The sequence below is a fragment of the Aureimonas sp. AU22 genome, from assembly GCF_001463745.1.
Classification (GTDB): domain Bacteria; phylum Pseudomonadota; class Alphaproteobacteria; order Rhizobiales; family Rhizobiaceae; genus Aureimonas.
Map to the genome: position 1 here is coordinate 34,234 of NZ_BBWJ01000019.1, position 23,508 is coordinate 57,741.

24 protein-coding genes and 2 tRNA genes are annotated in these 23,508 nt (G+C 66.4%); 21 read left to right on the forward strand and 5 right to left on the reverse strand.

Going from position 1 to position 23,508, the window contains the following annotated elements; all coding sequences use genetic code 11:
- Nucleotides 1-93 precede the first annotated feature (93 nt).
- From glyA to nusB, 6 genes are all read left to right on the forward strand, one after another.
- The gene (glyA, locus tag AUL34_RS07580) at nucleotides 94-1,395 is read left to right on the forward strand and encodes a serine hydroxymethyltransferase (protein ID WP_192845713.1); all 1,302 of its coding nucleotides are present in this window, start codon (nucleotides 94-96) and stop codon (nucleotides 1,393-1,395) included.
- A 9-nt stretch (nucleotides 1,396-1,404) separates the two neighbouring features.
- A complete protein-coding gene (gene nrdR / locus AUL34_RS07585) occupies nucleotides 1,405-1,884 on the forward strand; it encodes a transcriptional regulator NrdR (RefSeq protein WP_061932830.1) in 480 nt (159 codons plus the stop codon).
- Nucleotides 1,877-3,007: a bifunctional diaminohydroxyphosphoribosylaminopyrimidine deaminase/5-amino-6-(5-phosphoribosylamino)uracil reductase RibD gene (gene ribD / locus AUL34_RS07590; protein ID WP_244492479.1), complete on the forward strand. Its 1,131-nt coding sequence runs from the start codon at nucleotides 1,877-1,879 to the stop codon at nucleotides 3,005-3,007. Before nrdR ends, ribD begins: the two co-directional genes overlap by 8 nt.
- Nucleotides 2,989-3,603, forward strand: coding sequence for a riboflavin synthase (locus AUL34_RS07595; RefSeq protein WP_061932833.1), 615 nt, complete (start codon nucleotides 2,989-2,991; stop codon nucleotides 3,601-3,603). The genes ribD and AUL34_RS07595 overlap by 19 nt, the downstream gene beginning before the upstream one ends.
- Before the next feature lie 101 nt (nucleotides 3,604-3,704).
- Nucleotides 3,705-4,151, forward strand: coding sequence for a 6,7-dimethyl-8-ribityllumazine synthase (locus AUL34_RS07600; protein WP_061932835.1), 447 nt, complete (start codon nucleotides 3,705-3,707; stop codon nucleotides 4,149-4,151).
- A 1-nt stretch (nucleotide 4,152) separates the two neighbouring features.
- Complete coding sequence (nusB, locus tag AUL34_RS07605) at nucleotides 4,153-4,653, forward strand: transcription antitermination factor NusB (protein WP_061932837.1); 501 nt, start codon at nucleotides 4,153-4,155, stop codon at nucleotides 4,651-4,653.
- Between the two features lie 71 nt (nucleotides 4,654-4,724).
- Here the strand turns inward: nusB and AUL34_RS07610 are convergent, their stop codons facing one another.
- Nucleotides 4,725-5,177, reverse strand: a complete 453-nt coding sequence (locus tag AUL34_RS07610; protein WP_192845717.1) for an outer membrane protein assembly factor BamE — start codon at nucleotides 5,175-5,177, stop codon at nucleotides 4,725-4,727.
- A gap of 230 nt (nucleotides 5,178-5,407) precedes the next feature.
- On the opposite strand from AUL34_RS07610, the gene AUL34_RS07615 reads away from it, so the two are divergent.
- From AUL34_RS07615 to AUL34_RS07645, 7 genes are all read left to right on the forward strand, one after another.
- Nucleotides 5,408-5,956 (forward strand): ubiquinol-cytochrome C chaperone family protein, encoded by a 549-nt coding sequence (locus tag AUL34_RS07615; protein ID WP_061932840.1) that lies wholly within the window; start codon nucleotides 5,408-5,410, stop codon nucleotides 5,954-5,956.
- Entirely contained in the window at nucleotides 5,953-6,513 is a 561-nt protein-coding gene (locus AUL34_RS07620) for a DUF177 domain-containing protein (RefSeq protein ID WP_061932842.1), read from the forward strand. The genes AUL34_RS07615 and AUL34_RS07620 overlap by 4 nt, the downstream gene beginning before the upstream one ends.
- A 62-nt stretch (nucleotides 6,514-6,575) precedes the next feature.
- Nucleotides 6,576-7,664: a phosphate acyltransferase PlsX gene (plsX, locus tag AUL34_RS07625; RefSeq protein ID WP_082653227.1), complete on the forward strand. Its 1,089-nt coding sequence runs from the start codon at nucleotides 6,576-6,578 to the stop codon at nucleotides 7,662-7,664.
- Nucleotides 7,665-7,666: 2 nt separating this feature from the next.
- Complete coding sequence (locus AUL34_RS07630; protein WP_061932965.1) at nucleotides 7,667-8,632, forward strand: beta-ketoacyl-ACP synthase III; 966 nt, start codon at nucleotides 7,667-7,669, stop codon at nucleotides 8,630-8,632.
- Between the two features lie 107 nt (nucleotides 8,633-8,739).
- A complete protein-coding gene (locus AUL34_RS07635) occupies nucleotides 8,740-9,081 on the forward strand; it encodes an integration host factor subunit alpha (RefSeq protein ID WP_061932846.1) in 342 nt (113 codons plus the stop codon).
- 16 nt (nucleotides 9,082-9,097) lie between these two features.
- Nucleotides 9,098-9,646, forward strand: coding sequence for a MerR family transcriptional regulator (locus tag AUL34_RS07640; RefSeq protein WP_061932848.1), 549 nt, complete (start codon nucleotides 9,098-9,100; stop codon nucleotides 9,644-9,646).
- Between the two features lie 61 nt (nucleotides 9,647-9,707).
- Nucleotides 9,708-9,784 (forward strand) — tRNA-Pro (locus tag AUL34_RS07645).
- Between the two features lie 304 nt (nucleotides 9,785-10,088).
- On the opposite strand, the gene AUL34_RS07650 is transcribed toward AUL34_RS07645, so the two are convergent.
- A complete protein-coding gene (locus AUL34_RS07650) occupies nucleotides 10,089-11,180 on the reverse strand; it encodes a GGDEF domain-containing protein (protein ID WP_061932850.1) in 1,092 nt (363 codons plus the stop codon).
- Nucleotides 11,181-11,412: 232 nt separating this feature from the next.
- Here AUL34_RS07650 and AUL34_RS07655 point away from each other — a divergent pair, with 232 nt between their 5' ends.
- The 3 genes from AUL34_RS07655 (at nucleotide 11,413) to AUL34_RS07670 (ending at nucleotide 16,384) form a co-directional block, all read left to right on the forward strand.
- Nucleotides 11,413-12,951, forward strand: coding sequence for a UxaA family hydrolase (locus AUL34_RS07655; protein ID WP_061932852.1), 1,539 nt, complete (start codon nucleotides 11,413-11,415; stop codon nucleotides 12,949-12,951).
- Between the two features lie 5 nt (nucleotides 12,952-12,956).
- Nucleotides 12,957-13,940: a GntR family transcriptional regulator gene (locus AUL34_RS07660; RefSeq protein WP_061932854.1), complete on the forward strand. Its 984-nt coding sequence runs from the start codon at nucleotides 12,957-12,959 to the stop codon at nucleotides 13,938-13,940.
- A 350-nt stretch (nucleotides 13,941-14,290) separates the two neighbouring features.
- Nucleotides 14,291-16,384: an NAD(+) synthase gene (locus AUL34_RS07670; protein WP_244492480.1), complete on the forward strand. Its 2,094-nt coding sequence runs from the start codon at nucleotides 14,291-14,293 to the stop codon at nucleotides 16,382-16,384.
- 68 nt (nucleotides 16,385-16,452) lie between these two features.
- Here AUL34_RS07670 and AUL34_RS07675 read toward each other — a convergent pair.
- Nucleotides 16,453-16,527, reverse strand: a tRNA-Val gene (locus AUL34_RS07675).
- Nucleotides 16,528-16,613: 86 nt separating this feature from the next.
- On the reverse strand, nucleotides 16,614-17,369 hold the full coding sequence (locus AUL34_RS07680; RefSeq protein WP_061932968.1) for an HAD hydrolase-like protein: 756 nt from the start codon (nucleotides 17,367-17,369) through the stop codon (nucleotides 16,614-16,616).
- A 223-nt stretch (nucleotides 17,370-17,592) separates the two neighbouring features.
- Between AUL34_RS07680 and rpiA the strand changes: the two genes are divergently transcribed.
- The 5 genes from rpiA to AUL34_RS07705 all read left to right on the forward strand — a co-directional run bounded on the left by rpiA (nucleotide 17,593) and on the right by AUL34_RS07705 (nucleotide 22,558).
- The gene (gene rpiA, locus AUL34_RS07685) at nucleotides 17,593-18,288 is read left to right on the forward strand and encodes a ribose-5-phosphate isomerase RpiA (protein ID WP_061932858.1); all 696 of its coding nucleotides are present in this window, start codon (nucleotides 17,593-17,595) and stop codon (nucleotides 18,286-18,288) included.
- Between the two features lie 93 nt (nucleotides 18,289-18,381).
- Complete coding sequence (locus AUL34_RS07690) at nucleotides 18,382-18,909, forward strand: DUF2059 domain-containing protein (protein ID WP_061932860.1); 528 nt, start codon at nucleotides 18,382-18,384, stop codon at nucleotides 18,907-18,909.
- A gap of 77 nt (nucleotides 18,910-18,986) precedes the next feature.
- A complete protein-coding gene (gene gor / locus AUL34_RS07695) occupies nucleotides 18,987-20,387 on the forward strand; it encodes a glutathione-disulfide reductase (RefSeq protein ID WP_061932862.1) in 1,401 nt (466 codons plus the stop codon).
- Nucleotides 20,380-21,033 (forward strand): gamma-glutamylcyclotransferase family protein, encoded by a 654-nt coding sequence (locus tag AUL34_RS07700; protein WP_082653228.1) that lies wholly within the window; start codon nucleotides 20,380-20,382, stop codon nucleotides 21,031-21,033. The genes gor and AUL34_RS07700 overlap by 8 nt, the downstream gene beginning before the upstream one ends.
- 145 nt (nucleotides 21,034-21,178) lie before the next feature.
- Nucleotides 21,179-22,558 (forward strand): class II 3-deoxy-7-phosphoheptulonate synthase, encoded by a 1,380-nt coding sequence (locus AUL34_RS07705; protein WP_061932864.1) that lies wholly within the window; start codon nucleotides 21,179-21,181, stop codon nucleotides 22,556-22,558.
- 87 nt (nucleotides 22,559-22,645) lie between these two features.
- Here AUL34_RS07705 and AUL34_RS07710 read toward each other — a convergent pair whose 3' ends face one another.
- Nucleotides 22,646-23,311 carry a DedA family protein gene (locus AUL34_RS07710; RefSeq protein WP_061932866.1) on the reverse strand — a complete coding sequence of 222 codons (666 nt, stop codon included), beginning with the start codon at nucleotides 23,309-23,311 and terminating at the stop codon, nucleotides 22,646-22,648.
- Nucleotides 23,312-23,508: the final 197 nt, after the last annotated feature.

Genomic DNA, 23,508 nt, shown 5'->3' on the forward strand with positions numbered 1-23,508 from the left:
TGCACAGCGGGACGTAACGTGTTAAGGCGCCGCCAAATCGCGGCTAGACGCCGCCGAAGCGAGGAGCACCCGGTCATGTCGCAGGCTCAAGCCATGGATTCGACGTTCGCCCCCAACGGCTTCTTCACGGACGGCATCGCTTCGGTCGACGCCGATCTCTTCGGCGCCATGCGTAACGAGTTGCATCGCCAGCAGCACGAGATCGAACTCATCGCCTCGGAGAACATCGTCTCGCGCGCCGTCCTGGAAGCGCAGGGCTCGGTGCTGACCAACAAGTATGCGGAAGGGTATCCCGGACGGCGCTACTATGGCGGCTGCGAGTTCGTGGACGTCGTCGAGCAGCTCGCGATCGACCGCGCCAAGGCGCTGTTCGGCTGCGGCTTCGCCAACGTCCAGCCGAACTCCGGCAGCCAGGCCAACCAGGGCGTGCTTCTCGCTCTCACCAAGCCGGGCGCGACCATCCTCGGCATGAGCCTCGATGCCGGCGGCCACCTGACGCACGGCGCCAAGCCCAACCTTTCCGGGCGCTGGTTCAACGCGGTCCAGTACGGCCTGGATCTCGCCACCGGACTGATCGACTACGACGAGGTCGAGCGTCTGGCGCACGAGCACAAGCCGGAGATCATCGTGGCCGGCGGTTCGGCCTATTCGCGCATCATCGACTTCGCGCGGTTCCGTGCGATTGCCGATTCCGTCGGCGCTTATCTCTGGGTGGATATGGCCCATTTCGCCGGCCTCGTGGCGGGCGGACAGCATCCCAGCCCGTTCCCGCACGCCCATGTCGCGACCTCGACGACGCACAAGACCCTTCGCGGTCCGCGCGGCGGCCTGATCCTCACCAACGACGAGGACATCGCCAAGAAGATCAACTCGGCGATCTTTCCGGGCCTGCAGGGCGGTCCCCTGATGCACGTCATCGCTGGCAAGGCCGTGGCCTTCGGCGAGGCGCTGCAGCCGGGCTACCGCACCTACATCAAGGCCGTCGCCGACAACGCCAAGGCGCTGGCCGAGACGCTTCGCGCGGGTGGTGTCGACATCGTCTCCGGCGGCACCGACACGCATCTGATGCTGGTCGATCTGCGTCCGAAGATGCTGAACGGCAAGGCGACCGAAGCCGCGCTCGGCCGCGCCGCCATCACCTGCAACAAGAACGGCGTGCCCAACGATCCGGAAAAGCCAGCCATCACCTCGGGCATCCGCGTCGGCACGCCGGCCGCGACGACGCGCGGCTTCGGCACGGAGGAGTTCCGCGAGGTCGGACGGCTCATCGTCGAGGTCCTGGACGGCCTCAAGGCGTCGAACTCCGACGAGGGCAATGCCGCCACCGAGGCGCGCGTGAAGCAGAAGGTGCTGGCGCTGACGGAGCGGTTCCCGATCTACGCCAATCTCGGCTGATCGCGTCCCATGCGTTGCCCCTTCTGCGGGTCGCAGGACAGCCAGGTGAAGGATTCGCGCTCCGCCGAGGATGGCGGGGCGATCCGGCGCCGGCGCGTCTGCCCCGATTGCAGCGGGCGTTTCACGACGTTCGAACGCGTCCAGCTTCGCGACCTGATGGTGGTGAAGAAGTCCGGACGGCGCGTTCCCTTCGAGCGGGACAAGCTCGCTCGCTCGATCCACACGGCACTTCGCAAACGCCCCGTCGAGGAAGAGCGGGTGGAGCGCATGATCTCGGGCATCGTGCGGCAACTCGAATCGACTGGCGAGGCGGACATTCCCTCCGAGGCGATCGGGCGGCTGGTGATGGAAGCGTTGCGCGGCTTCGACGACGTGGCCTTCGTGCGCTTCGCCTCCGTGTATCGCGACTTCCGCGAAGCGCGGGACTTCGAGTCCGTCATCGTCGAACTCGCCGCCGAGCCCGAAACCCCGACGGACGACCGTGGCTGAGCCATCGTCACGGCAGGACGCCGACGACCGGCGTTTCATGGCCGCCGCGCGTCGCCTGTCGCTGCGGCATGTCGGGTTGACGGCCGAGAACCCTTCGGTCGGAACGATCCTGGTGCAGGGGACGGGAGCGGGCGCCGAGGTCGTCGGGCGTGGCGTCACGGCGCTCGGCGGGCGCCCGCATTCCGAGCGCGTCGCCCTGCGAGACGCCGGGACGGCGGCGCGCGGCGCGACGGCCTATGTGACGCTCGAGCCCTGTGCCCATCAAGGACGGACCGGCCCTTGCGCGAATGCCCTCGTCGCGGCGGGCGTGACGCGCGTCGTGATCGGCGCCGCCGACCCGGATCCGCGTGTCAACGGCCGCGGCATCGCCACCCTTCGCGGGGCCGGGGTCGACGTTCGCGAACTGTTCGAGGGCGAAGACGCCGGGCGACCGTTCGAGGGGTTCCTGTCCCGCCTCTGCCGCGGCCGCCCGCATGTGACGCTGAAGATGGCCATTTCGGCCGATGGCGCGGTGGGGCGTTTGGGGGGCGACCGCGTCGGTGTCAGCGGACCGATCGCCAACCGCCAGGTTCATCTGATGCGCGCCGGCATGGATGCGATCATGGTGGGCGTCGGGACCGCGATCGCCGACGATCCGCTCCTGACCTGCCGGCTGCCGGGCCTCGAAGCCCGTTCGCCGATCCGCATCGTCGTCGATCCCCAGCTTCGCCTGCCGCTCGGCGCGCGCCTGGTGCAGACGGCCGACGCGGTGCCGACGCTGATCGCGACGACGCATGCGGCCGATGCCGCGGCCGACCCCTACCGCAAGGCCGGCTGCGGCCTCCTGCCGCTCGAAGGCTACGATGCCGATCACCTCCGGGCCATGCTGCGGTTCATGCCGTCGGTCGGAATCCAGACCGTAATGGTGGAGGGCGGCCCGGCGCTTGCCAACGCCTTTCTCTGGGCCGGGCAGGTGGACCGGATCGTCGCGCTGCGCTCGGAACTGGTCATCGGCGAGCTCGGCATTCCGGCGCCCGCCGGTGTCCTGAAACCGCAAGGGTTCCGTCTCGGGCGGAGCGAGCGGTTCGGGACCGATGTTTGGACCGAATGGGAAAGGAACGACGCATGTTCACCGGGATCGTAACGGACGTCGGGCGGATCGCTTCGGTGCGGATGCTGGATGCCGGGCGTCGCTACCGCATCGAAACCATCTACGAGCCGGCCACCATCGCCATCGGCGCCTCGATCGCGTGTTCGGGCGTCTGCCTGACGGTGACCCGCCTGCCGGCCGAGGACGCCAACGATCGCTGGTTCGAAGTCGAGGCCTGGGAGGAAGCGCTCCGTCTCACCACCGCGTCGCAATGGGCGGAGGGTTCGCGACTGAATCTCGAACGTGCGCTGAAGGTCGGCGACGAACTCGGCGGCCACCTCGTCTCCGGTCACGTCGACGGTCAGGCGCGGATCGTCGCGCGCACGGAGGAGGGGGAGGCCGTCCGGTTCACCCTGGAAGCGCCCCCGACGCTCTCGCGCTTCATCGCGCCTAAGGGGTCCGTCTGCCTCGACGGCACGTCGCTGACGGTCAACGGCGTCAGCGGTCACCGCTTCGATGTTCTCCTGATCCGGCATTCGCTGGAGGTGACGACCTGGGGTGAAAAGGGCGAAGGCGACCACGTGAACCTTGAGGTCGATCAGATTGCACGCTATGCGGAGCGTCTGTTCGGGCCCGGACAGGCCGAGTAGTTCGAAGGCCACCGCGCCCCAAGTTCCCGTTCGCTTGCATCGCATGATCCAGCGCCCCGCGCGTCGGTGATCTGCGTTCCGTACCGTTTTGGAAAGTCGCCATGTCCGCTCCGCACCTGCTCATCATCGAGGCCCGCTTCTACGACCACATCGCGGACCATCAGCTGGCAGGGGCCAAGGCCCATCTCGACGCGGCCGGCGCGACCTACGACGTCGTCACGGTGCCGGGTGCGTTGGAGATCCCGGCCGTCGTCGGTTTCGCGCTGTCGGGCGCGGACGAGGGCGGAACCGATTACGACGGTTTCATCGCACTGGGTTGCGTGATCCGCGGCGAGACCTATCATTTCGATATCGTCGCCAATGAATCCTGCCGGGCGCTGATGGATCTCTCGGTTCACGAGGGTCTGGCGATCGGCAACGGCATCCTGACGGTCGAGAACGAGGAACAGGCGCTGGAGCGGGCGATGACGGATCGCAAGAACAAGGGCGGAGACGCCGCCGCGGCCGCGCTCGCCATGATCGCCATGCGCAAGCGTCTCGGAGCCTGACATGGCCGAGGCTGCCCTTCGCAACTTCCGCCCCGCCAACAAGCGCGGCGCCGCCCGTCTCGCGGCCGTGCAGGCGCTCTACCAGATGGATGTGGGCGGCACCGGCCTGCTCGAGACCGTCGCCGAATACGAGGCCTTCCGGCTCGGACAGGAGGTCGACGGCGAAACCTATCGCGAGGCCGACGCCGCATGGTTCCGCGACATCGTGTCGGGCGTCGTGCGCGGCCAGACCTTCATCGATCCGCTGATCCATTCGTCGCTGACCACCGACTGGCCGCTCGCCCGTCTCGACACGACGCTGCGCGCCATTCTGCGCGCCGGCACCTACGAGGTGACGGCCCGCAAGGACGTGCCCGTGGCGGTAATCGTCAGCGAATACGTCGACATCGCCAAGGCCTTCTACGACGAGGACGAGGCGCGCCTCGTAAACGCGGTGCTCGACCGCGTGGCCCGTCGCTCGCGCGGCGAGGGGCGTGGTCAGGATCCGAAGGAAAAGGACTGATGCGCAGGCGTCGTCCCCTTCCCAGCGGATATGAAAAAGGCCGGCAATGCCGGCCTTTTCTGCGTCTTCAATCAGCGTCCCGCCGATACGCCGCCCGAGCGGCCCATGCTGCCCATCGAGTCCAGGATGTTGCCGGTACCCGGACCGTCGTCCGACAGGATCGAGCCGAGGAAGCTGGAGTCGCGACCGCCCGTTGGCGTGGTGCGCGAGATGAAGTCGAAGACCTTGCCGTCCTGAAGGCCGTAATTGGCGATCTGGCGGACAGTGTTGTCCGGGCCGAAATAGACCGCAAGGATACGCTGGTCGACGAGGCGCGGCTTCATGAAGGCGACGGGGCGAACGCGCTTCTGCGAGATGTAGTAGAACACCTCGTTATCGAAGGTCGCCGTGGTGGAGGGGGAGCCGAGCGCGAGGAGGACCTGATCGCGGCTCGAGCCGACCGGCACCTGAGCGAGAGCCTGCTCGTCCACGATGTAGCCCTGATTGTAGACTTCCGCCGTCTGGCACCCCGCCAGAACGATCATGGCGCCGACGCTGGTCGCCAGGACCACGCGGCGCAACGGACGATGGATCTCGATCACGCGGATGCTACTCCTCCCGAAGGAATCGGTTTTGCGTTCCGTAGGTGCGGAATGGTCGGAAAGTGAGGCACCGCCGCCGCCCCGAAGGTTGCGACTTGGTAAAGCACCTTGCCAACCGTTGCAATCCGGCCTCATGCGTGCGAACCCGACCTGCGAAACGCTAGGAGAACGACGTGGGAATTCTGGCCCGTCTGCGACGGGATCGCCGAAATCGGCAGATCGTCGATCAGCTCTGGGACCAGGTTGTCGCCTCGGCCCGCGACCCCGCGCGCTTCGTCGAAGGTGGTCTGCCGGACACGCTGGAAGGACGGTTCGAGTCCCTGTCGCTGGAGATGATCGTGCTCGTGCGGCGGTGCGCCGGCGAGCCACGACTGAAGGATCTTTCGCAGGACCTCGTCGACCGCTTCATGACCGATCTCGATCACTCGATGCGCCAGATCGGGATCAGCTACCTCGCCGTTCCAAAGCGCATGCGCCGCTTCGCCGCCCGCTTCTATACTCGCGTGCGCGACTGCGAGCCCGCGTTCGCCAAAGCGGACGAGGATCGGCTCGCCGAGGTTCTCGCCCGCACCGTCCTGACGGAGGCCGTCGGCGGGCGGCCCGATGCGGCACCGCGTCTCGCACACCATATGTTGAGGCAGCAGGCGCGCTACGCCAACCTATCGGCCGAGGACATCCTTGCCGGACGCCTGCTGGAGCCGCCCGTGACGGAGGTCGCATGACGAAGGCCGACAGCGCCGCGCCCCTGAAACTGATCGTGCATGTCGCTCGCCTGCCGCAGGCCGGGATGCCCGTTCGCCTGGAAGCGACGGAGACGGAACGGGCGGGCGTCGCCGAACGGCTCGGCATCCTCGCGATCGGCGAGCTGGTGGCCGATCTTCTCGTGCGGCGCTGGAAGCGCGACGGGATCGCCGTCGACGGACGCATCACGGGGTCGCTCGATCAGGCTTGCGTGGTGACCCTCGATCCCGTCCGCGAGGTGGTGGACGAGAAGGTCGAGCTCGTCTTCGTGCCCGAGACCTCCAAGCTCGCCCGCATCCAGCCGGAAGGCGACGGCGAACTCCATCTCGACCCCGACGGCGCCGATATCCCCGAAACGTTCCGCGGCGACACGATCGATCTCGGACCGTTCATCGAGGAACTTGTCGGCCTGTCGCTCGACCCCTACCCGAGGGCGCGGGACGTCGAGTTCTCGGAACTCGATACCGATCCCGACCCTTCCGGCGGCAAGGTCTCGCCCTTCGCCGCACTCGGCCGCCTGAAAGGGTCCGACGGTTGAGGTCCGCTCGTCCGTCGCGCCCATCGGGACGGGCAACGCACTGATCTGAAGGCAGGTTATCTTTGTTGTCGAAAACCACCATAACGATCGCACTGGACGCGATGGGCGGGGACCATGGTCCCTCCGTCGTGCTCGCTGGCGCGCAAATGGCGCTGGAGCGCCATCCCGACATGCGGTTCGCCATCTTCGGTCAGGAGGATGCTGTCCGGCCGGTGCTGGACGCGCTCCCGAAGTTGCGCGAGCGGTCCGTTTTTCATCATTGCGACGTGTCGATCCGCATGGACGACAAGCCTTCGCAGGCGCTGCGGCAGGGGCGGTACAAGTCGTCGATGTGGAAGACCATCGAGGCGGTGAAGACCGGAGAGGCGGACGTCGCCGTTTCGGCCGGCAATACCGGCGCGCTAATGGCCATGGCGAAGTTCTGTCTGCGAACGATGGCCAACATCGAGCGCCCCGCGATCGCCGCGATCTGGCCCACCCTGCGGGGCGAAAGCATCGTCCTCGATGTCGGCGCGACGATCGGCGCCGATAGCCAGCAGCTCATCGACTTTTCCGTGATGGGCGCGGCCATGTCGCGCGCGCTGTTCCAGATCGAGCGCCCGACCGTCGGTCTCCTCAACATCGGCGTCGAGGAGGTGAAGGGCCAGGAGGATATCCGAGAGGCGGGGCGCCTGATGAAGGAAACCCCGATCGCCGGTCTCGACTATCGCGGCTTCGTCGAAGGGACGGACCTCGGCAAGGGTACGGTGGACGTCGTCGTCACCGAAGGGTTCACCGGCAACATCGCGCTCAAGACCGCCGAGGGCACGGCGCGGCAGATCGGCTCATACCTCCGCGCGGCGATGACCCGCACCTGGATGGCGAAGCTCGGCTATCTCCTCGCAAAGAGCGCCTTCGACCGGTTGCGTGACAAGATGGACCCCCGCAAGGTCAACGGCGGCGTCTTCCTCGGTCTGAACGGCGTCGTCATCAAGAGCCACGGCGGCTCCGATGCCGAGGGCACGGCGGCCGCGATCGACGTCGCCTACGCGATGGCGGCCAACGGTCTTCTCGCCAAGATCGAGAGCGATCTCGGTCGGGTTTACGCCAGCGAAGTGTCGCAGCCGCCCGGGCCCGACGCGGCCGGCCCCCTGGAAGAGGTCGTGCCATGAGCCTGTTTCGTTCCGTCGTGCGCGGCACGGGCTCGGCGCTGCCGCGCGCAGTCGTCACCAACAAGGATCTCGAGGCGCGGATCGACACCAGCGACGAGTGGATTCAACAGCGCACGGGCATCCGTCAGCGCTATATCGCCGGCGACGGCGAGACCACGGTTTCGCTCGGCGAGGCGGCGGCGCGCCGGGCGCTGGATGCGGCCGGACTGGTTCCCGAGGACATCGACCTCGTGATCCTCGCGACGGCCACGCCGGACAACACGTTTCCCGCGTCCTCCACGCAGATCCAGCGTCGCCTCGGCATCACGAAGGGTTTCGCCTTCGACGTGCAGGCGGTCTGCAGCGGGTTCGTCTACGCGCTGACGACGGCCGACCTCTACCTCAAGGCCGGTATGGCGCGGCGCGCGCTGGTCATCGGCGCTGAAACCTTCAGCCGCATCATCGACTGGTCGGATCGCACGACCTGCGTGCTCTTCGGCGATGGGGCCGGAGCGCTCGTGCTCGAGCGACAGGAAGGCGATCCGAGCGGTCCGGGAGTGCTCATCTCCCGGTTGCGCGCCGACGGCTCGCATGGCGACAAGCTCTTCGTCGATGGCGGCCCTTCCTCCACCGGCACCGTCGGCCATCTCAGGATGGAGGGACGGGAGGTCTTCAAGCACGCCGTCGGCATGATCACCGATGTCGTCGAGGAATCGCTCGAAGCGCTTTCCCTGACACCAGGCGATATCGACTGGTTCGTGCCGCATCAGGCGAACCGGCGCATCATCGAGGCGTCGGCCAAGAAGCTCGGCATCGCCATCGAGAAGGTGGTCATCACGGTCGATCAGCACGGCAACACATCCGCCGCTTCCATCCCGCTGGCGATCGATCACGCTGTTCGCGACGGACGCATTCGCGCCGGCGACCTCGTCCTCCTGGAGGCGATGGGCGGCGGCTTCACATGGGGCGCGGTTGTCGTCCGCTGGTGACGGACGCGCTTGATTCACCCTGCCTTTTCGGTATTTTCCGGGTGGCTAACCGAAGCGCTTCGTCGCTCGGGGCGGGGGTTCCGGTTCGGTTTCAGCAGGGGTTTCGCATGGGAGACAGGACGGTGACGCGGGCCGATCTCGCCGAAGCGGTTTTCCGCAAGATCGGGCTTTCCCGATCCGAGTCGGCATATCTGGTCGAGTCGATCCTGGAAGAGATCTGCGCGACGATCGCACGAGGCGAAGCCGTGAAGATCTCCTCCTTCGGTTCGTTTCTCGTACGAGCCAAGAACGAGCGGGTCGGGCGCAATCCGAAGACCGGTGAGGAAGTGCCGATCTCTCCACGCCGCGTCGCCGTGTTCAAGCCATCCAACGTCATGAAGGATCGAATCCTGGAAGCCCACGAGGAACGCGGTGCCGACGAGCAGCCTGCGCTGAGAGCGGCCGAGTGACGGCATCCTTCGCCCGATGACCGAGAAGAGCGCGGACGCGTTCCGCACCATCAGCGAAGCGGCGGAAGAACTCGACCTCCCGCCGCATGTCCTGCGTTTCTGGGAAACGCGCTTTCCCCAGATCAAGCCCATGAAGCGAGGCGGCGGCCGACGGTACTACCGCCCGGACGACGTCGAGCTTCTGAAGGGCATCCGGTATCTTCTCTACGTCCGCGGTTTCACGATCCGCGGCGTCCAGCGAATCCTGAAGGAGAGCGGCCACCGCGCTGTCATGGCGATCGGGGCCGGCGACCTGTCCGGCCTCGATCGACTACAGGCCGGCAAGGCGCAACGCGTGGAGCCGAACGCCGTGCCGGACGTGCTCGACGAGGAACCGGAAGACGACGCGTCGGATCAACCGGTGCCGGAGCAGCGTCGGAGCGGCTTGTCGAACCTCCTGCGTCGGGATCGCGACGCACACGGGGGATCGCCCAGCGCCGCGCTGTCGCGCGACGGTGTGGATCGGCTGAATGGGGTCATCCTCGAGCTTCTGGAACTCAAGCGTCTCCTCGATCAGGTGCGTTGACGGCGTTCCCACCGTCTTCGCCCTTGCATCGGGGCCTCGCATTGATTAGGGAAACTCTCGTCGGAGCGTAGCGCAGCCTGGTAGCGCACCTGAATGGGGTTCAGGGGGTCGGAGGTTCGAATCCTCTCGCTCCGACCAATATCCGGCAGTCACCGTGATCCGTTTCCAGCGGCCCATCGAACAGAGCGGGTGCGACCGGCAAGAGCCGGGCAACCGCCCTTGAGGGTACCTGCGCGCATCGCGCTGCGGAACCGCTGTTTTCCGCTGGACCCCTTCGAAGTCGTGAAATGTGCCTATCGGCGAAGGCATGAGCCTCGCCGGTGTCATGTGACCTTGCTGGCCAAGCACGACGCCCGCCAAGACCCAGCCGAAGCTCGCGCGTAGCTAGGTCTGGAGGTCTAGGAGCGGCCGCATTCGATCGCGCCGTCTCCGCATCCAATCGTCAGGCCACCCGCACCTGGTCGCGTCCGTTCGCCTTGGCTGCGTACATCGCCTTGTCGGCCTGTTCGACGGCCGCCGGAACGCTGATACCGCGGTCGGCCCAAGCGACACCGACGCTCACCGAAAGCCGGATCACGTCGCCGTTCCAATCGATCGGCATCCGGCTGACCGTGAGCCTCAGGCGTTCCGCGAATAGCGTCGATGCGATTCGGTCGTGGCCCGGCAGGATCATCACGAACTCTTCGCCGCCGAAACGCGCCAAGCGACCGCCGACCGGAAGGATCGATTCCGCGCGCTTGGCGAATCTCACCAGCACATGATCACCCGCCGCATGTCCGTAGCGGTCGTTGATGCGCTTGAAGTGGTCGAGATCGACCACGACGACGCCGCTGGCGCGGTCATCGGTTTCGGTGGTCCGCATCAGGCCCGCGCGATTGAGGGCGCCGGTGAGCGGATCGTGGAGGGCTTGCCTGGCAAGGGCGGCGTGCGCCTTTTCCGCTTCCAGCGCCAGGATCGCCGTCGTCAGCAGGATCGACGATACCTGGTCGACCACGAAGATCGAGACGATGGGCACCTCCGGCGACCAGATGGATACGGGCAGCAACGGCAGGCAGATCACCACGCCGATCATGGCCAACGAACCGCCGATCACTTTGCGGATCGGCGATTGGCCGGTGCCGGTGGACAGGACGTAAGCTGCGACCGCAGCCTCGTGTACGGCGTAGGCGATGGTGCTTCCGGTGTTGATGGCCTCGGCGCCGAAACCGGCGAGATCGAGCACCACGTGGACACCAGTCGGAAGGACCGCAAAGATGGCCATGTACCTGGTCATCGCGGGTCGCCCGTCGAACAAGCGCAGGCCGACCCAGAACAGCATTCCGGCCGTGGACCAGCCTAGGGGCGACCAGACGCTCCCGTAGCGGCCGAAGTCGACGAACCAGACCGACATGACGGCGCACACGAGAAAACTCGCTCCGAAGAACAGGTGATGAACCTTGTCCCGCCGGAGCAGCCAGCAGCAGCCGAGCACGACACCGCACGTCAGGAAGACGACGAAGTCCGTAAACTGCAGTGTTGGAATGGAGAGAATCATGATCGACGGTCCAGTGTCGTTCCCGCAACTGTCGCGTGCGGGCGTGAATGGTTCCCTAGGCCGAGCCCCCATTCTCGCGTCATCGTTAAGCGCTGGTTTCGTGCCCCCCGAACTCGATGCATCTCATCGGGAGGCGACGCCCGGTGCGTCATCCCGCAATGAATTGACTTAACCGCCGCGGCTTGAAATGATCATTGCCGACAATAACCATTCCAAGCGCCGGAAGTCTGCTATGTCGGCTGTCCTCGACGTCTCGCCCACCATCCGTCTCAACGAAAGCGACAATGTCGTCGTCGCGCGACGCTCCATCGCCGTCGGCGAGCATGTGGGCGTAGGCGAAATCCGCGCCATGGCGGAAATCCCGAGCGGCCACAAGGTGGCGATCGGGACCGTGGAGGAGGGCGGGCGCGTCCTGAAATACGGGCAGGTGATCGGCTATGCGACGAGGCCGATCGCGCCCGGGGACCACGTCCACCTCCACAATCTCGGCATGCTGGATAGCGACGTGCATCACGAGTTCGCCGCCGATGCGCGGCCGACGCCGCTTCTGCCCGAAGCCGAGCGACGCACCTTCATGGGCTATCCCCGCGCCGACGGGCAGGTCGGCACGCGCAACTATATCGGCATCGTCTCGTCGGTGAACTGCTCGGCCACGGTGTCGCGCGCGATCGCGGACCATTTCAACCGCAAGGGCGGTCTCGACGGTTTCCCGAACGTCGACGGCGTGGTGGCACTGACGCATGGCCAGGGATGCGCGCTGAATCTGAAGACGGAGGGTTACACCTACCTCGCGCGCACGCTCTCGGGCTATGCGCGCAACCCGAACTTCGGCGGCATCCTGATGATCGGTCTGGGATGCGAGACCAACCAGATCTCCTTCATCACCGAGAAATACGGGCTGGAGGAAGGGCCGCTGATGCGGACGATGACGATCCAGCAGCTCGGCGGCACGCGCAGAACGGTCGAAGAGGCGAGCGCAATCATCAACGAGATGCTGCCCACGATCAACGCCGTGGAGCGCACCGAGCAGCCGCTCTCGAAGCTCAAGCTCGCGCTAGAATGCGGCGGTTCGGACGGCTACTCCGGCATCTCGGCCAACCCGGCGCTCGGCTATGCGTCCGACCTTCTCGTGCGCAACGGCGGCACGGCGTGTCTGGCGGAAACGCCGGAGATCTACGGGGCCGAGCATCTCCTGACCCGCCGGGCCTCGACCCCGGCCGTGGCCCAGAAACTGGTGGACCGGATCGAGTGGTGGCGCGAGTACACCGCCCGTCACGGCGCGGAGCTGAATAACAATCCCTCTCATGGCAACAAGGCCGGTGGGCTGACCACCATCCTGGAAAAGTCGCTCGGCGCCGTCGCCAAGGGCGGCTCGATGCCGCTGGAGGCGGTCTACGAATATGCCGAGCCGATCGACCGGACGGGCTTCGTGTTCATGGACACCCCGGGCTACGACCCGGTGGCCGTGACGGGCCAGATCGCCGGCGGCTGCAACATGCTGGTCTTCACCACCGGACGCGGCTCCGTGTCGGGCTGGAAACCGGTGCCGACGATCAAGGTCGCCACCAACAACGCCATGTACGAGCACATGAGCGACGACATGGACGTCAATTGCGGGGGCATCGTCACCGGCGAGGAGACGATCGAGCAATCCGGCACCCGCATGTTCGAGACGATCCTCGCCGTGGCGTCCGGCAAGCGCACACAGAGCGAGATCTACGACTACGGCGACAACGAGTTCGTTCCCTGGCAACTCGGCGCGATCACCTGAACGACATGCCGCAAGGCGAGGGGAGCGCGAGGCGACCGACATACGAACGCATCGCCGGGGTCCTGCGCTCTGCGATGGACGCGGGTCGCCTCCCGCCGGGTCTCGTCCTGTCCGAGGTGCCGCTTTCGCGTTTGTTCGGCGCCGGCCGCTCGCCGGTGAAACAGGCGCTGGCGCAACTCGAAGCCGATGGTCTCGTGCGACGGTTCGACGGTCGGGGCCTCGTCGTCGGCAACGCTGCGCCGAACCGCGCCGCAGTCACACCCGCGATGCTCAACCTTTCGGCCATCGCCCTCGGCTCGATCCACGAGCGAACCGCGGATGCCCTCTACTACGGCGTCGAAAGGGAGCTGATCCTTCATTCCCTGCGCGGGGCGTTTCGGGTCAACGAACTGGCCCTGTCGCGCCATCTCGACATCGGCCGCAGCGTCGCGCGGGACATCCTTCTGCGTGCGCAGGCGGTGGGACTGCTGGAGAAGGGTGACAATTCCCGCTGGACCATCGTTCCGCTGGGGCATGAGCGCGTCGACCAGTTCTACGAACTGCGCCTGCTCCTGGAGCCGGTGGCCCTCGCGCAGGCCGCACCGCGCATCCCGCCTGAACTCCTGGCAACGGTGAACGCGCGGCATTGCGAGGCGTCCGGCAAGTGGCCCGATCTCGACGCGGCGACACTCGACCGACTGGAGGAGGATCTCCATGTCGCCTGCCTCGGCTTTGCGACGAATCCGGAGATCGGCGAAGCGTTGCGCCGGAGCCGGACGGTCATGCTCTCCGGCAAGCACGTCCAGCGCGCACTGGGCGCGACCGCCGCGTTGGATCGGTTCATGGATGAGCATGTCGAGGTCATCGAGGCGCTTCGGCGGGGCGAGGTGCAAGCCGCCACGCAGAGCCTTGCGCGTCACCTGGCCTCCTCCCGCACGAAGGCCCTCGACCGGCTCGCGGCATTCCAGCGCCTTCCGTCTCCGGAACCGGCGCCTTACATCGACGCCTGACCGCGCACCCGGTCCTCGATCGCGCTCTCGATCGACGCGGTTTCAAGCGGCTGCCCGTAACGTCGGCGGTACAATGCGAGGATGACGTCCTGTATTCCTTCGGACGTTGAGCTGCACGCCGACTTCGGAGTGGCGAAGTTCCCCACAAACGGACCGTGACCAAGTTTCCTATCGCCTCTCATCCCGTCTCTCCCAGTCGTGAGGGCGCGGACGTCAGCCCGGCGGTTCCGCCCAAAACAGGCGGATGGCTGGTGGGCGGAATGGGTGGAACGGCCCGCCCGAATCGGACTTAACCTTTTCCGAAGAGGCCGGGCGGAGCCCAGTGCCGCGTTCGAGTATCGGAGATCGACTTGGCCTTGTCGCTGACCAACCCGGAAGAACGCGCACGCCGTTTCGCAGCCCTGCATGCCCACGGCTTCATTCGCGTCGCGGTCTCGACGCCGCGCGTGCACGTGGCGGATCCCGCGGCGAATGCCGAGGCGATCTTGGTGGAAGCGCGACGGGCGGCTGGGGAGGGGGTCGATCTCCTGGTTTATCCCGAGTTGTCGATCTCGGCCTACGCCATCGATGACCTGCACCTGCAGGACGCCCTGCTGGACCGCGTGGAGGAGGCAGTCGGCCGTATCCGCGATGCCAGCGCCGAGCTGCCCACGGTGCTCCTCGTGGGCGCCCCGCTCCGCCGCAACGGCCGTCTCTACAACTGCGCACTCGCGATCGCGCGCGGTCGCATCCTCGGGATCGTGCCGAAGATCTTCCTGCCCAATTATCGGGAGTACTACGAGAAGCGCTGGTTCGCCTCCGGGTACGGCATCGTCGGCGAGGACCTCGCCATTGCCGGCGAGATCGTTCCGTTCGGTACGGACCTCGTCTTCGAGGCCGAGGATCTGCGCGACTTCGTCTTCCATATCGAGATCTGCGAGGACTACTGGGCGCCGAACCCGCCCTCGATCCGAGGGGCGCTAGCCGGTGCGCTCCTGCTCTGCAATCTTTCGGCGTCTCCGATCGTCGTCGGCAAGTCGGCCGACCGGCATGTCCTCACCGCCGCGCACGCGATGCGCTGCATGGCGGCCTATATGTATTCCGCAGCTGGTGCGGGCGAGAGCACCAACGATCTGTCCTGGGACGGACAGGCGGTGATCTACGAGATGGGCGACCTTCTCGTGGAATCCGAGCGTTTCGCCCGTGAGCCGCAGCTGACCGTGGCCGACGTCGACCTCCAGCGCTTGCGTCTGGAGCGCATGCGCACCCCGACCTTCAACGACGCGGCCGCTTTCGACGGGCACCCGGAGCAGGAGTTCCGGCGCGTCCGCTTCCCGCACGAACCGGGTTTTGCCGATGTCGGCCTGCGCCGACCCGTTCGGCGCTTCCCCTATGTGCCGAACGCGCAGGATCGCCTCGACGCCGACTGCTACGAGGCCTTCAACATTCAGGTGCACGGCCTGGTGAAGCGCTTCGAGTCGACGCCTGGCGACAAGATGGTGATCGGCGTCTCCGGCGGTCTCGATTCGACCCATGCCTTGATCGTCGCCGCCAAGGCCTGCGACTGGCTGGGCCTGCCGCGCACTGCGATACTCGGCTTCACCCTGCCGGGCTTCGCGACGGGCGAGGAGACAAAGGCGAACGCCTGGACGCTGATGCGCGCGCTCGGCATCGAGGCCGGCGAGATCGACATCCGCCCGACGGCACGCCAGATGCTGGGCGACATGGGCCACGCCTTCTCGAAGGGCGAACCCGTCTACGACATCACCTTCGAGAATGTGCAGGCGGGGCTTCGAACCGACTTCCTCTTCCGCCTCGCCAACCAGCGCAACGGCTTCGTGATCGGCACGGGCGACCTGTCGGAACTGGCGCTCGGCTGGTGCACCTATGGCGTCGGCGACCAGATGAGCCATTACAACGTCAACGCAGGCGTTCCGAAGACGCTGATCCAGTACCTGATCCGCTGGACAGTCGCGAGCGGCCAGTTCGACGAGGCGACAGGCGAAGTGCTCGAAGCGATCCTTGCCACCGAGATTTCGCCCGAGCTGGTGCCGGCCGACGCGAGCGGGGCCATCCAGAGCACGCAGGCCAAGATCGGCCCCTACGAACTCAACGACTTCTTCCTGTTCCATACGATGCGCTACGGCCAGCCTCCGTCCAAGGTGGCGTTTCTGGCCTGGCATGCATGGCGCGATGCAGCGGCCGGACGCTGGCCCGCGAACTTCCCGGAAGCGGCGAAGAACGCATACGATCTCGCCACCATCCGTCACTGGCTGGAACGGTTCCTGGTGCGATTCTTCCAGACCGCGCAGTTCAAGCGCACCGCCATGCCGAACGGCCCGAAGGTCTCGGCCGGCGGCAGCCTGTCGCCGCGCGGCGATTGGCGCGCGCCATCCGACGCGTCGCACAAGGCCTGGACCGCCGACATCGCGGCAATCCCCCTCGAGGAGCCGTCCTGGAAATAGGATACGCGGAAAGGGACGGTTCGATCCCGGCCCGTCGCGTCATCGGCAGTTCGTGGAAAGGTGGGGAATGGTGGGCGATACTGGGATTGAACCAGTGACCCCTGCAGTGTGAATGCAGTGCTCTCCCGCTGAGCTAATCGCCCGTCGCGCCGGTCGGTGCCGTCTGCGAACGAGACTGCCTATAGTGGGCAACGCCGGGCTCGTCAATCCGCTCGTTGCCGCTCCGGCGCTATCGGACGAGACGCTCCACGAGGGCGACGTCGATCTCGTCGAAATGGGAAACGATGGCCGTCGCCTTCTCGCGCGCCGCACGGTCGGCGTCGTAGCCGAAGCCGAGAAGAATGGACGGAAGGCCCAGGCGCTTGGCCGCTTCGATGTCGGTATCGGTGTCGCCGATCATGACGGCGCACTCTGCCCGGCCGCCGGCCAGCGCGATCGTGCCGGACAGGTGGATCGGGTCGGGCTTCCGGGCAATGAACGTGTCCGCCCCGCAGATCGCGGCGAAACGCTCCGCGAGACCCATCTCACGCAGGAGCTTGATGGCGAGGGCTTCCGTCTTGTTGGTGCAGACGGCCAGCGTCGCGCCGGCGTCCGTCATCCGATCGAGGGTGTCGAGCGCGCCGGGGAACATCGTGGAGGCGACGGAGATATGGTCGCCGTAATAGGCGAGGAAGCGTGCCGTCTGCCGGTCGAGGTCGTCGGCGTCGAAGGATCGGCCGGCGCGTTGATAGGCTGATGTCAGCATCGCGCGCGCGCCGTGTCCGGCGTGGGGGCGCACCGCTTCGAGCGTGGTCGGCGCAAGGTCGGCGAAGGCGAGGCAGTGGTTCAGCGCGCGAGTGAGGTCCGGCGCCGTGTCGACGAGCGTGCCGTCGAGATCGAAGACCACCGTCGCCCCTTCCAGCGGCCGCTCGCGGGTCGCCGCATGGCCGCGCGAGGGTGCGAGCAGGGCGGGGCGGGCGAGGGGAACGGAACGTGCGAAACTCATCGTCGTGGACTTTGGCGAGCGTTGATGCCGGGTCAAGCGACCGAGGCCGGCGAACGAGGTTTCACCGCGCCTGAACCGCGCTTCCACCCCGCGCTGGAGCATTCGGGCCACAGGTTAAGGCACGATTCACCAACAAAGAGTTGCATGCGCCGACGCCGTCGCCGCTTTGCCTCGCCGCCGTGATCGACTAGAGCCGGGCACGGATCTGGAGAGGAATGCAGTCATGGACGCGGCGTCGTTGAAGGAACAGGTCGGGCAGGCGGCGGCGGCCGAAGTCGAGACCGGCATGCGTCTCGGCATCGGCACGGGCTCGACCGCCGCGGCATTCGTGCGGGCCCTCGCACGGCGCGTGAGCGAGGGGCTCCGCATCGTGGGCGTGGCGACCTCGGAGCGCACCGCGACGCTGTGCCGCGAACTCGGCGTTCCCATCGCAACGCTGGAGGAGCTGCCGGAACTCGACCTCACCGTCGACGGCGCGGACGAGCTGGATGGGCAGTTGCGCCTCGTGAAGGGCGGCGGCGGGGCGCTCCTGCGCGAGAAGATCGTCGCGGCTGCCTCGGCACGCATGCTCGTGATCGCCGACGTATCCAAGAAGGTCGAGACGCTTGGCGCTTTTCCGTTGCCGATCGAGGTGAACGGTTTCGGCATCGTCTCCTCGCTGATCGCCATCGAGAAGGCCGGAAACCTCCTCGGCCTGACGGGTGGTCTCGCTTTGCGCAAGATCGGCGAGAGCCCGTTCGTCACCGATGGCGGCCACCTCATCGTGGACGCATCTTTTGGCCGTATTCCCGATCCAGAAGCGCTGTCGGCCGCCCTTCATGCAATTCCGGGCGTGGTCGAGCATGGCCTGTTCCTCGGGCTGGCGAACGCCGCCCTCCTGGCGGGACCGGACGGGATCGAACACGTCGCGCCGCGCTGACCGGGCCGTGGGAGGCCCTGTGGGGCTTGCGATGGATTTCAGAGTTTGGCACTTGGGCCGCAAGAGCCTCATCAAGACGAATGGAGTGGGAACTTGAAGCTTCCTAGCGAAACACTGCGTCGCGGACTGTGCGTTTCCGTCGCGCTGCTCGGCCTGTCCGCGGCTCCGGCCTTCGCGCAGGAGGTCAGCCCCTCGCACCTGGCGGCCGCGCGGGAAGCGGTGGACGCGCTCGACACGACCGAGCAGTTCGATCAGATCCTCCTCAACGCGGCGACGCAGGCCAAGGCGGAGCTGATCATCAACAATCCGAACCTGCAGGCCGAAATCTCCAACATGGTGGACGACGAGGCGCTCAAGCTGGCGCCGCGCCGCGGCGATCTGGAAAGCGAGATCGCCCGCATCTACGCCAAGCTCTTCACCGAGCAGGAGCTGCGCGAGATCGGCCAGTTCTACCAGACCGAAGCGGGCAAGAAGCTTCTGGCGCAGGGGCCGACCGCCTCGCGCGACATGATGGCGGCCGCCGACGTCTGGGCGAGCGGCATCGTGCGCGATCTGCGCAACGCCACGATCAACGCGGCGGCCAAGCTCGCGCCTCCGGCGACGGCGTCCTCGACGCAGTGACGGCCGACATCACGGCCCTATAATCGAACGCAAGGGGCGGCTTCGGTCGCCCCTTTTTCCATGCAACAGGAGCGGTCATGGCGTCTGGCGGATACGATTTCGATCTCTTCGTGATCGGTGGTGGCTCCGGCGGCGTGCGCGCGGCCCGCAAGACTGCCGCGCTCGGCCACAAGGTCGCGATCGCCGAGGAGTATCGGTTCGGCGGGACCTGCGTCATTCGCGGGTGCGTTCCGAAGAAGCTGATGGTCTATGCCTCTAAATTCGCCGAAGAGTTCGAGGATGCGAAGGGCTTCGGCTGGACGCTCGGCGAGCGGAGCTTCGACTGGGCCGAGCTGATCGCAGCCAAGGACCGCGAGATCCATCGGCTGGAAGAGATCTACGGTCGCAACGTTTCCAACGCCGGCGCCGAGATCCTGAAGACCAGGGCCGTGCTGGAAGGCCCACACGAGATCCGCCTCCTGGCCACGGACAAAGTGGTGACGGCGGAACGCATCCTCCTGGCGGCCGGCGGGCGCGCCAACCCGTTCCCGGGGCTGCCGGGCGCCGAACACTGCATCACCTCCAACGAGGCGTTCCACCTCAAGCGACTGCCTGAATCGATCGTCATCCTCGGCGGCGGATACATCGCCATCGAGTTCGCGCATATCTTCAACGGGCTCGGATCGGACGTGACGCTGGTCTATCGCGGCAAGAAGATCCTGCAGGGGTTCGACGACGACCTCCGCGACGCACTGCAGGACTCGATGGTCCGCAAGGGTATCCGCGTCCTGTGCGAGGACACGATCGTTGAGGTGGACCAGAAGGCGGACAACCGCTTCCAGGCCCGGCTGAAGAGCGGCACCGTCCTCGACGCCGACGAGGTCATGCTCGCGATCGGCCGCATGCCCAACACGCTCGATCTCGGTTGCGACAAGGCGGGCGTCGAGTTGGACGAGAAGGGCGCGATCCGGGTCGACGACTACTCCAAGACCACAGCGGACAATATCTGGGCGCTCGGCGACATCACCAATCGCGTACAGCTGACCCCCGTCGCGATCCACGAGGCCATGTGCTTCGTCGATACGGTCTACCGCGGCGTGCCGACCAAGCCCGACCTCAAGGACATTCCGACCGCCGTCTTCTCGCAGCCCGAGATCGGCACGGTCGGCATGACGGAGGCCGAGGCGGCCAAGGCCTTCGCGGAGGTCGAAGTCTACCGCACCTCGTTCCGCCCGATGCGCAACACCGTGTCGGGTCGCGAGGACCGCACGTTGATGAAGCTCTTGGTCGACGCTGCGTCGCGCCGCGTCGTCGGCGCGCACATCTTCGGACCCGACGCCGCCGAAACGGTCCAGATCCTGGGCGTGTGCGTGAAGGGACGGCTGACCAAGGACGTCTTCGACCGCACCATGGCGCTGCACCCCAGCGCGGCCGAGGAACTCGTCACGCTCTACGATCCGAGCTACCGACTGCGCGACGGGCAGCGGATCGATGCCTGAAACCGCTGAAGGGATCGCCGTCCATCCGGAAGATCCGGACCTCGCCTCGCTGGCTGCCGATGGTCGGGTCGTCGCTTATTTCGGCTACGGCTCGCTGGTCAATCGCGCGACGCTGCGCACGAAGTTCCTCGGCATCCGACGGGCGTCCGTCACCGGCTGGCGGCGGTTCTGGATGCCGCGCGCGGCACCGATGCCCGCGCTGCTGTCGGTCCGGCCGCACGAGGATTTCGAGACGCAGGGTGTCGTGGTCTACGACCGCGCCGATCATCTTCCGGCGGTGGATGAACGGGAAGCGGGCTATGCGCGCCGCGTCGTGATGCCCGGCCATGTTCGCATCGAGAACGCCGCATCCCAAGATGTGCCGCTCTTCATCTACGAGGCCTCGCCGGCGGAGCCGGATGCGGCCGAGGCAGGCGCGACGATCCTCCAATCCTATCTCGACGCCGTTCTCCAGGGTTTCCTGTCGCTCTACGGGGAGGAGGGGGTCGCACGCTTTGTCGCGGAAACGGAAGGGTTCGAGACCGCCATATCGGCCGATCGTTCGAACCCGCGCTATCCGCGCCCGGTGACGGTGTCTCCGGCGGAAGCCGATCTTTTCGACCGGCTCGTACGAGAGCGCGGCGCACGGATCGTGGACGCCGGCTGACGCGCAGCCGTCAACCCTTTGGTGACAAACGCATGGGTTCGTGGCAGTAAGCCGCGACCGATCGCTCGGGCGGCCCTCGCCGCCTCGAGCCTTTTCGCCCGAACGAGAAACAGGAACCGGGCCGTCGATCGGTAGAGGAGAAGTCATGGCCAAGGATTGGACCCCGTCGAGCTGGCGCGCAAAGCCCATCGAGCAAGTGCCGGCGTATCCCGACCTCGCGGCGCTCGCGGAAACCGAGAAGCGTCTGGCCTCCTTTCCGCCGCTGGTTTTTGCAGGTGAGGCGCGCAAGCTGAAGAAGGCGCTCGCCGAAGTCGCCGAAGGCCGCAGCTTCCTCCTTCAGGGCGGCGACTGCGCCGAGAGCTTCGCCGAGCACGGCGCCGACAACATCCGCGACTTCTTCCGCGCCTTCCTGCAGATGGCCGTCGTCCTCACCTTCGCGGCGTCCTCGCCCGTGGTGAAGGTCGGCCGTATCGCGGGCCAGTTCGCCAAGCCGCGCTCGTCCGGCAACGAGACGAAGGACGGGATCACGCTGCCGTCCTACCGGGGCGACATCATCAACGGGATCGAGTTCGACGAGACCTCTCGCGTGCCCGCGCCCGAGCGCCAGGAGATGGCCTATCGCCAGTCGGCGGCGACGCTGAACCTCCTGCGCGCCTTCGCACAGGGCGGCTACGCCAATCTCGACAACGTGCACCAGTGGATGCTCGGCTTCGTGTCCGGCAGCCCGCAGGCGGAGCGCTATGGCCAGCTGGCCGACCGCATCTCCGAGACGATGAACTTCATGCGGGCGATCGGCATCAACTCCGAAAGCCACCCGTCGCTGCGCGAGACCGACTTCTTCACCAGCCACGAGGCTCTGCTTCTCGGCTACGAGGAGGCGCTGACGCGCGTCGATTCGACGAGCGGCGAATGGTACGCGACCTCCGGCCACATGATCTGGATCGGCGATCGCACACGCCAGCCGGACAACGCTCATGTCGAATACTGCCGCGGCATCAAGAACCCGATCGGCCTGAAATGCGGCCCGTCGCTTTCGTCCGACGAACTGCTTCGCCTGATCGACATCCTGAACCCGCAGAACGAAGCGGGACGGCTGACGCTGATCACCCGCTTCGGCCACGACAAGGTCGGCGAACACCTGCCGCGCCTTATCCGCGCCGTGCAGAAGGAAGGTCGCAAGGTCGTGTGGTCGTGCGATCCGATGCACGGCAACACGATCACCGTGAACGACTACAAGACCCGGCCCTTCGACCGTATCCTCTCGGAGGTCGAAGGCTTCTTCGACGTTCATCGCGCCGAAGGCACGCACGCGGGCGGCATCCATATCGAGATGACCGGCAAGGACGTGACGGAATGCACCGGCGGCGCTCGGCCTGTCCTCGCGGAGGACCTGTCGGACCGCTACCACACGCACTGCGACCCGCGGCTCAACGCGAACCAGGCGCTGGAACTCGCCTTCCTCACCGCGGAGCGGATCAAGAAGGAGCAGGAGTCCTATCGGCCTCCGCAGGCCGTCGGCTTCTGAGCCGATCGGCATTCAGATCGGAACAAGCGAAAGGCCGGATGGGATCATCCGGCCTTTCTCGTCTGGCGGCCATTCTGGCGCCGAGACTCAGTCCTTCGGTTCGCGCTTCGCTGTCGGCGCCTGCGACCGGACGGCTTCCAGCGCCTCGCCGTCGTCGTCGTCGCGCCCGCGCGAGAAGAGCTTGTCGCGCACCACCGAGCCGCCCTGCTGCCAGGCGAAGAACAGTCCGAGAAGACCCAGGAGAATCGCCAGCCCGATCATCACGCCGTGCTCCATCTGCTCCAGACGCAGGAAGACGGACGTGATCGAATAGCCGAAGACGTAGCCGATCGTGGTGAACAGGCCTGCCCAGATGCCGGCGCCAATGAAGTTCAGGATCAGGAAACGCGGAACCGTGATGGACGACAGGCCGAGCGCGATCAACCCCGGCATGCGCAAGCCGTATACGTAGCGGTTCACGATCACGAAGTAGGCCTGGAACCGGTCCACGAGCCGCAAAGCCTTGGCGAACTTCGGCTTCTTCTTCCACCGCACGACCCAGCGGCTGTCCGAGAAGTAGCGCGAGAACAGAAACACCGCGAGGTCGCCGCAGAACGATCCGACGAAGGCGAGGCCGGCCATCAGTTCGATCGGGTAGGAACCGCGATAGGCGAGGAAGCCGCCGATGATGGCGAAGACCTCACCTTCGAAGAACGTCCCGGCGAACACGATGCCGGGACCGAACCGGTCGATCAGAGAGAGGATTTCGTACACGCGGTCTCCGCAGGCGTCGTCATGCGAGGCTATCCCGTCGCGCCCTATGTCGGGCGGAATGCGCGATTTGCAAAGGGGAGGCAAGCGCCAAGGCCGCATCTCTCCATTGCGTGAGCCCCGATGGCATGCTGTCACACCGCCGAAATACGACGGAGCGCAGCAGTCGCGCCGTCACAGGGCGGCTGAGAGGAACCCGG

Bases quoted from the DNA above. Each gene is read 5' to 3' on its own strand.
- glyA (WP_192845713.1), top strand. From the start codon at position 94: ATGGATTCGACGTTCGCCCCCAACGGCTTCTTCACGGACGGCATCGCT.
- nrdR (WP_061932830.1), top strand. From the start codon at position 1,405: ATGCGTTGCCCCTTCTGCGGGTCGCAGGACAGCCAGGTGAAGGATTCG.
- AUL34_RS07595 (WP_061932833.1), top strand. From the start codon at position 2,989: ATGTTCACCGGGATCGTAACGGACGTCGGGCGGATCGCTTCGGTGCGG.
- AUL34_RS07600 (WP_061932835.1), top strand. From the start codon at position 3,705: ATGTCCGCTCCGCACCTGCTCATCATCGAGGCCCGCTTCTACGACCAC.
- nusB (WP_061932837.1), top strand. From the start codon at position 4,153: ATGGCCGAGGCTGCCCTTCGCAACTTCCGCCCCGCCAACAAGCGCGGC.
- AUL34_RS07610 (WP_192845717.1), bottom strand. From the start codon at position 5,177: ATGATCGTTCTGGCGGGGTGCCAGACGGCGGAAGTCTACAATCAGGGC.
- AUL34_RS07620 (WP_061932842.1), top strand. From the start codon at position 5,953: ATGACGAAGGCCGACAGCGCCGCGCCCCTGAAACTGATCGTGCATGTC.
- AUL34_RS07635 (WP_061932846.1), top strand. From the start codon at position 8,740: ATGGGAGACAGGACGGTGACGCGGGCCGATCTCGCCGAAGCGGTTTTC.
- AUL34_RS07640 (WP_061932848.1), top strand. From the start codon at position 9,098: ATGACCGAGAAGAGCGCGGACGCGTTCCGCACCATCAGCGAAGCGGCG.
- AUL34_RS07650 (WP_061932850.1), bottom strand. From the start codon at position 11,180: ATGATTCTCTCCATTCCAACACTGCAGTTTACGGACTTCGTCGTCTTC.
- AUL34_RS07655 (WP_061932852.1), top strand. From the start codon at position 11,413: ATGTCGGCTGTCCTCGACGTCTCGCCCACCATCCGTCTCAACGAAAGC.
- AUL34_RS07660 (WP_061932854.1), top strand. From the start codon at position 12,957: ATGCCGCAAGGCGAGGGGAGCGCGAGGCGACCGACATACGAACGCATC.
- AUL34_RS07680 (WP_061932968.1), bottom strand. From the start codon at position 17,369: ATGAGTTTCGCACGTTCCGTTCCCCTCGCCCGCCCCGCCCTGCTCGCA.
- rpiA (WP_061932858.1), top strand. From the start codon at position 17,593: ATGGACGCGGCGTCGTTGAAGGAACAGGTCGGGCAGGCGGCGGCGGCC.
- gor (WP_061932862.1), top strand. From the start codon at position 18,987: ATGGCGTCTGGCGGATACGATTTCGATCTCTTCGTGATCGGTGGTGGC.
- AUL34_RS07700 (WP_082653228.1), top strand. From the start codon at position 20,380: ATGCCTGAAACCGCTGAAGGGATCGCCGTCCATCCGGAAGATCCGGAC.
- AUL34_RS07705 (WP_061932864.1), top strand. From the start codon at position 21,179: ATGGCCAAGGATTGGACCCCGTCGAGCTGGCGCGCAAAGCCCATCGAG.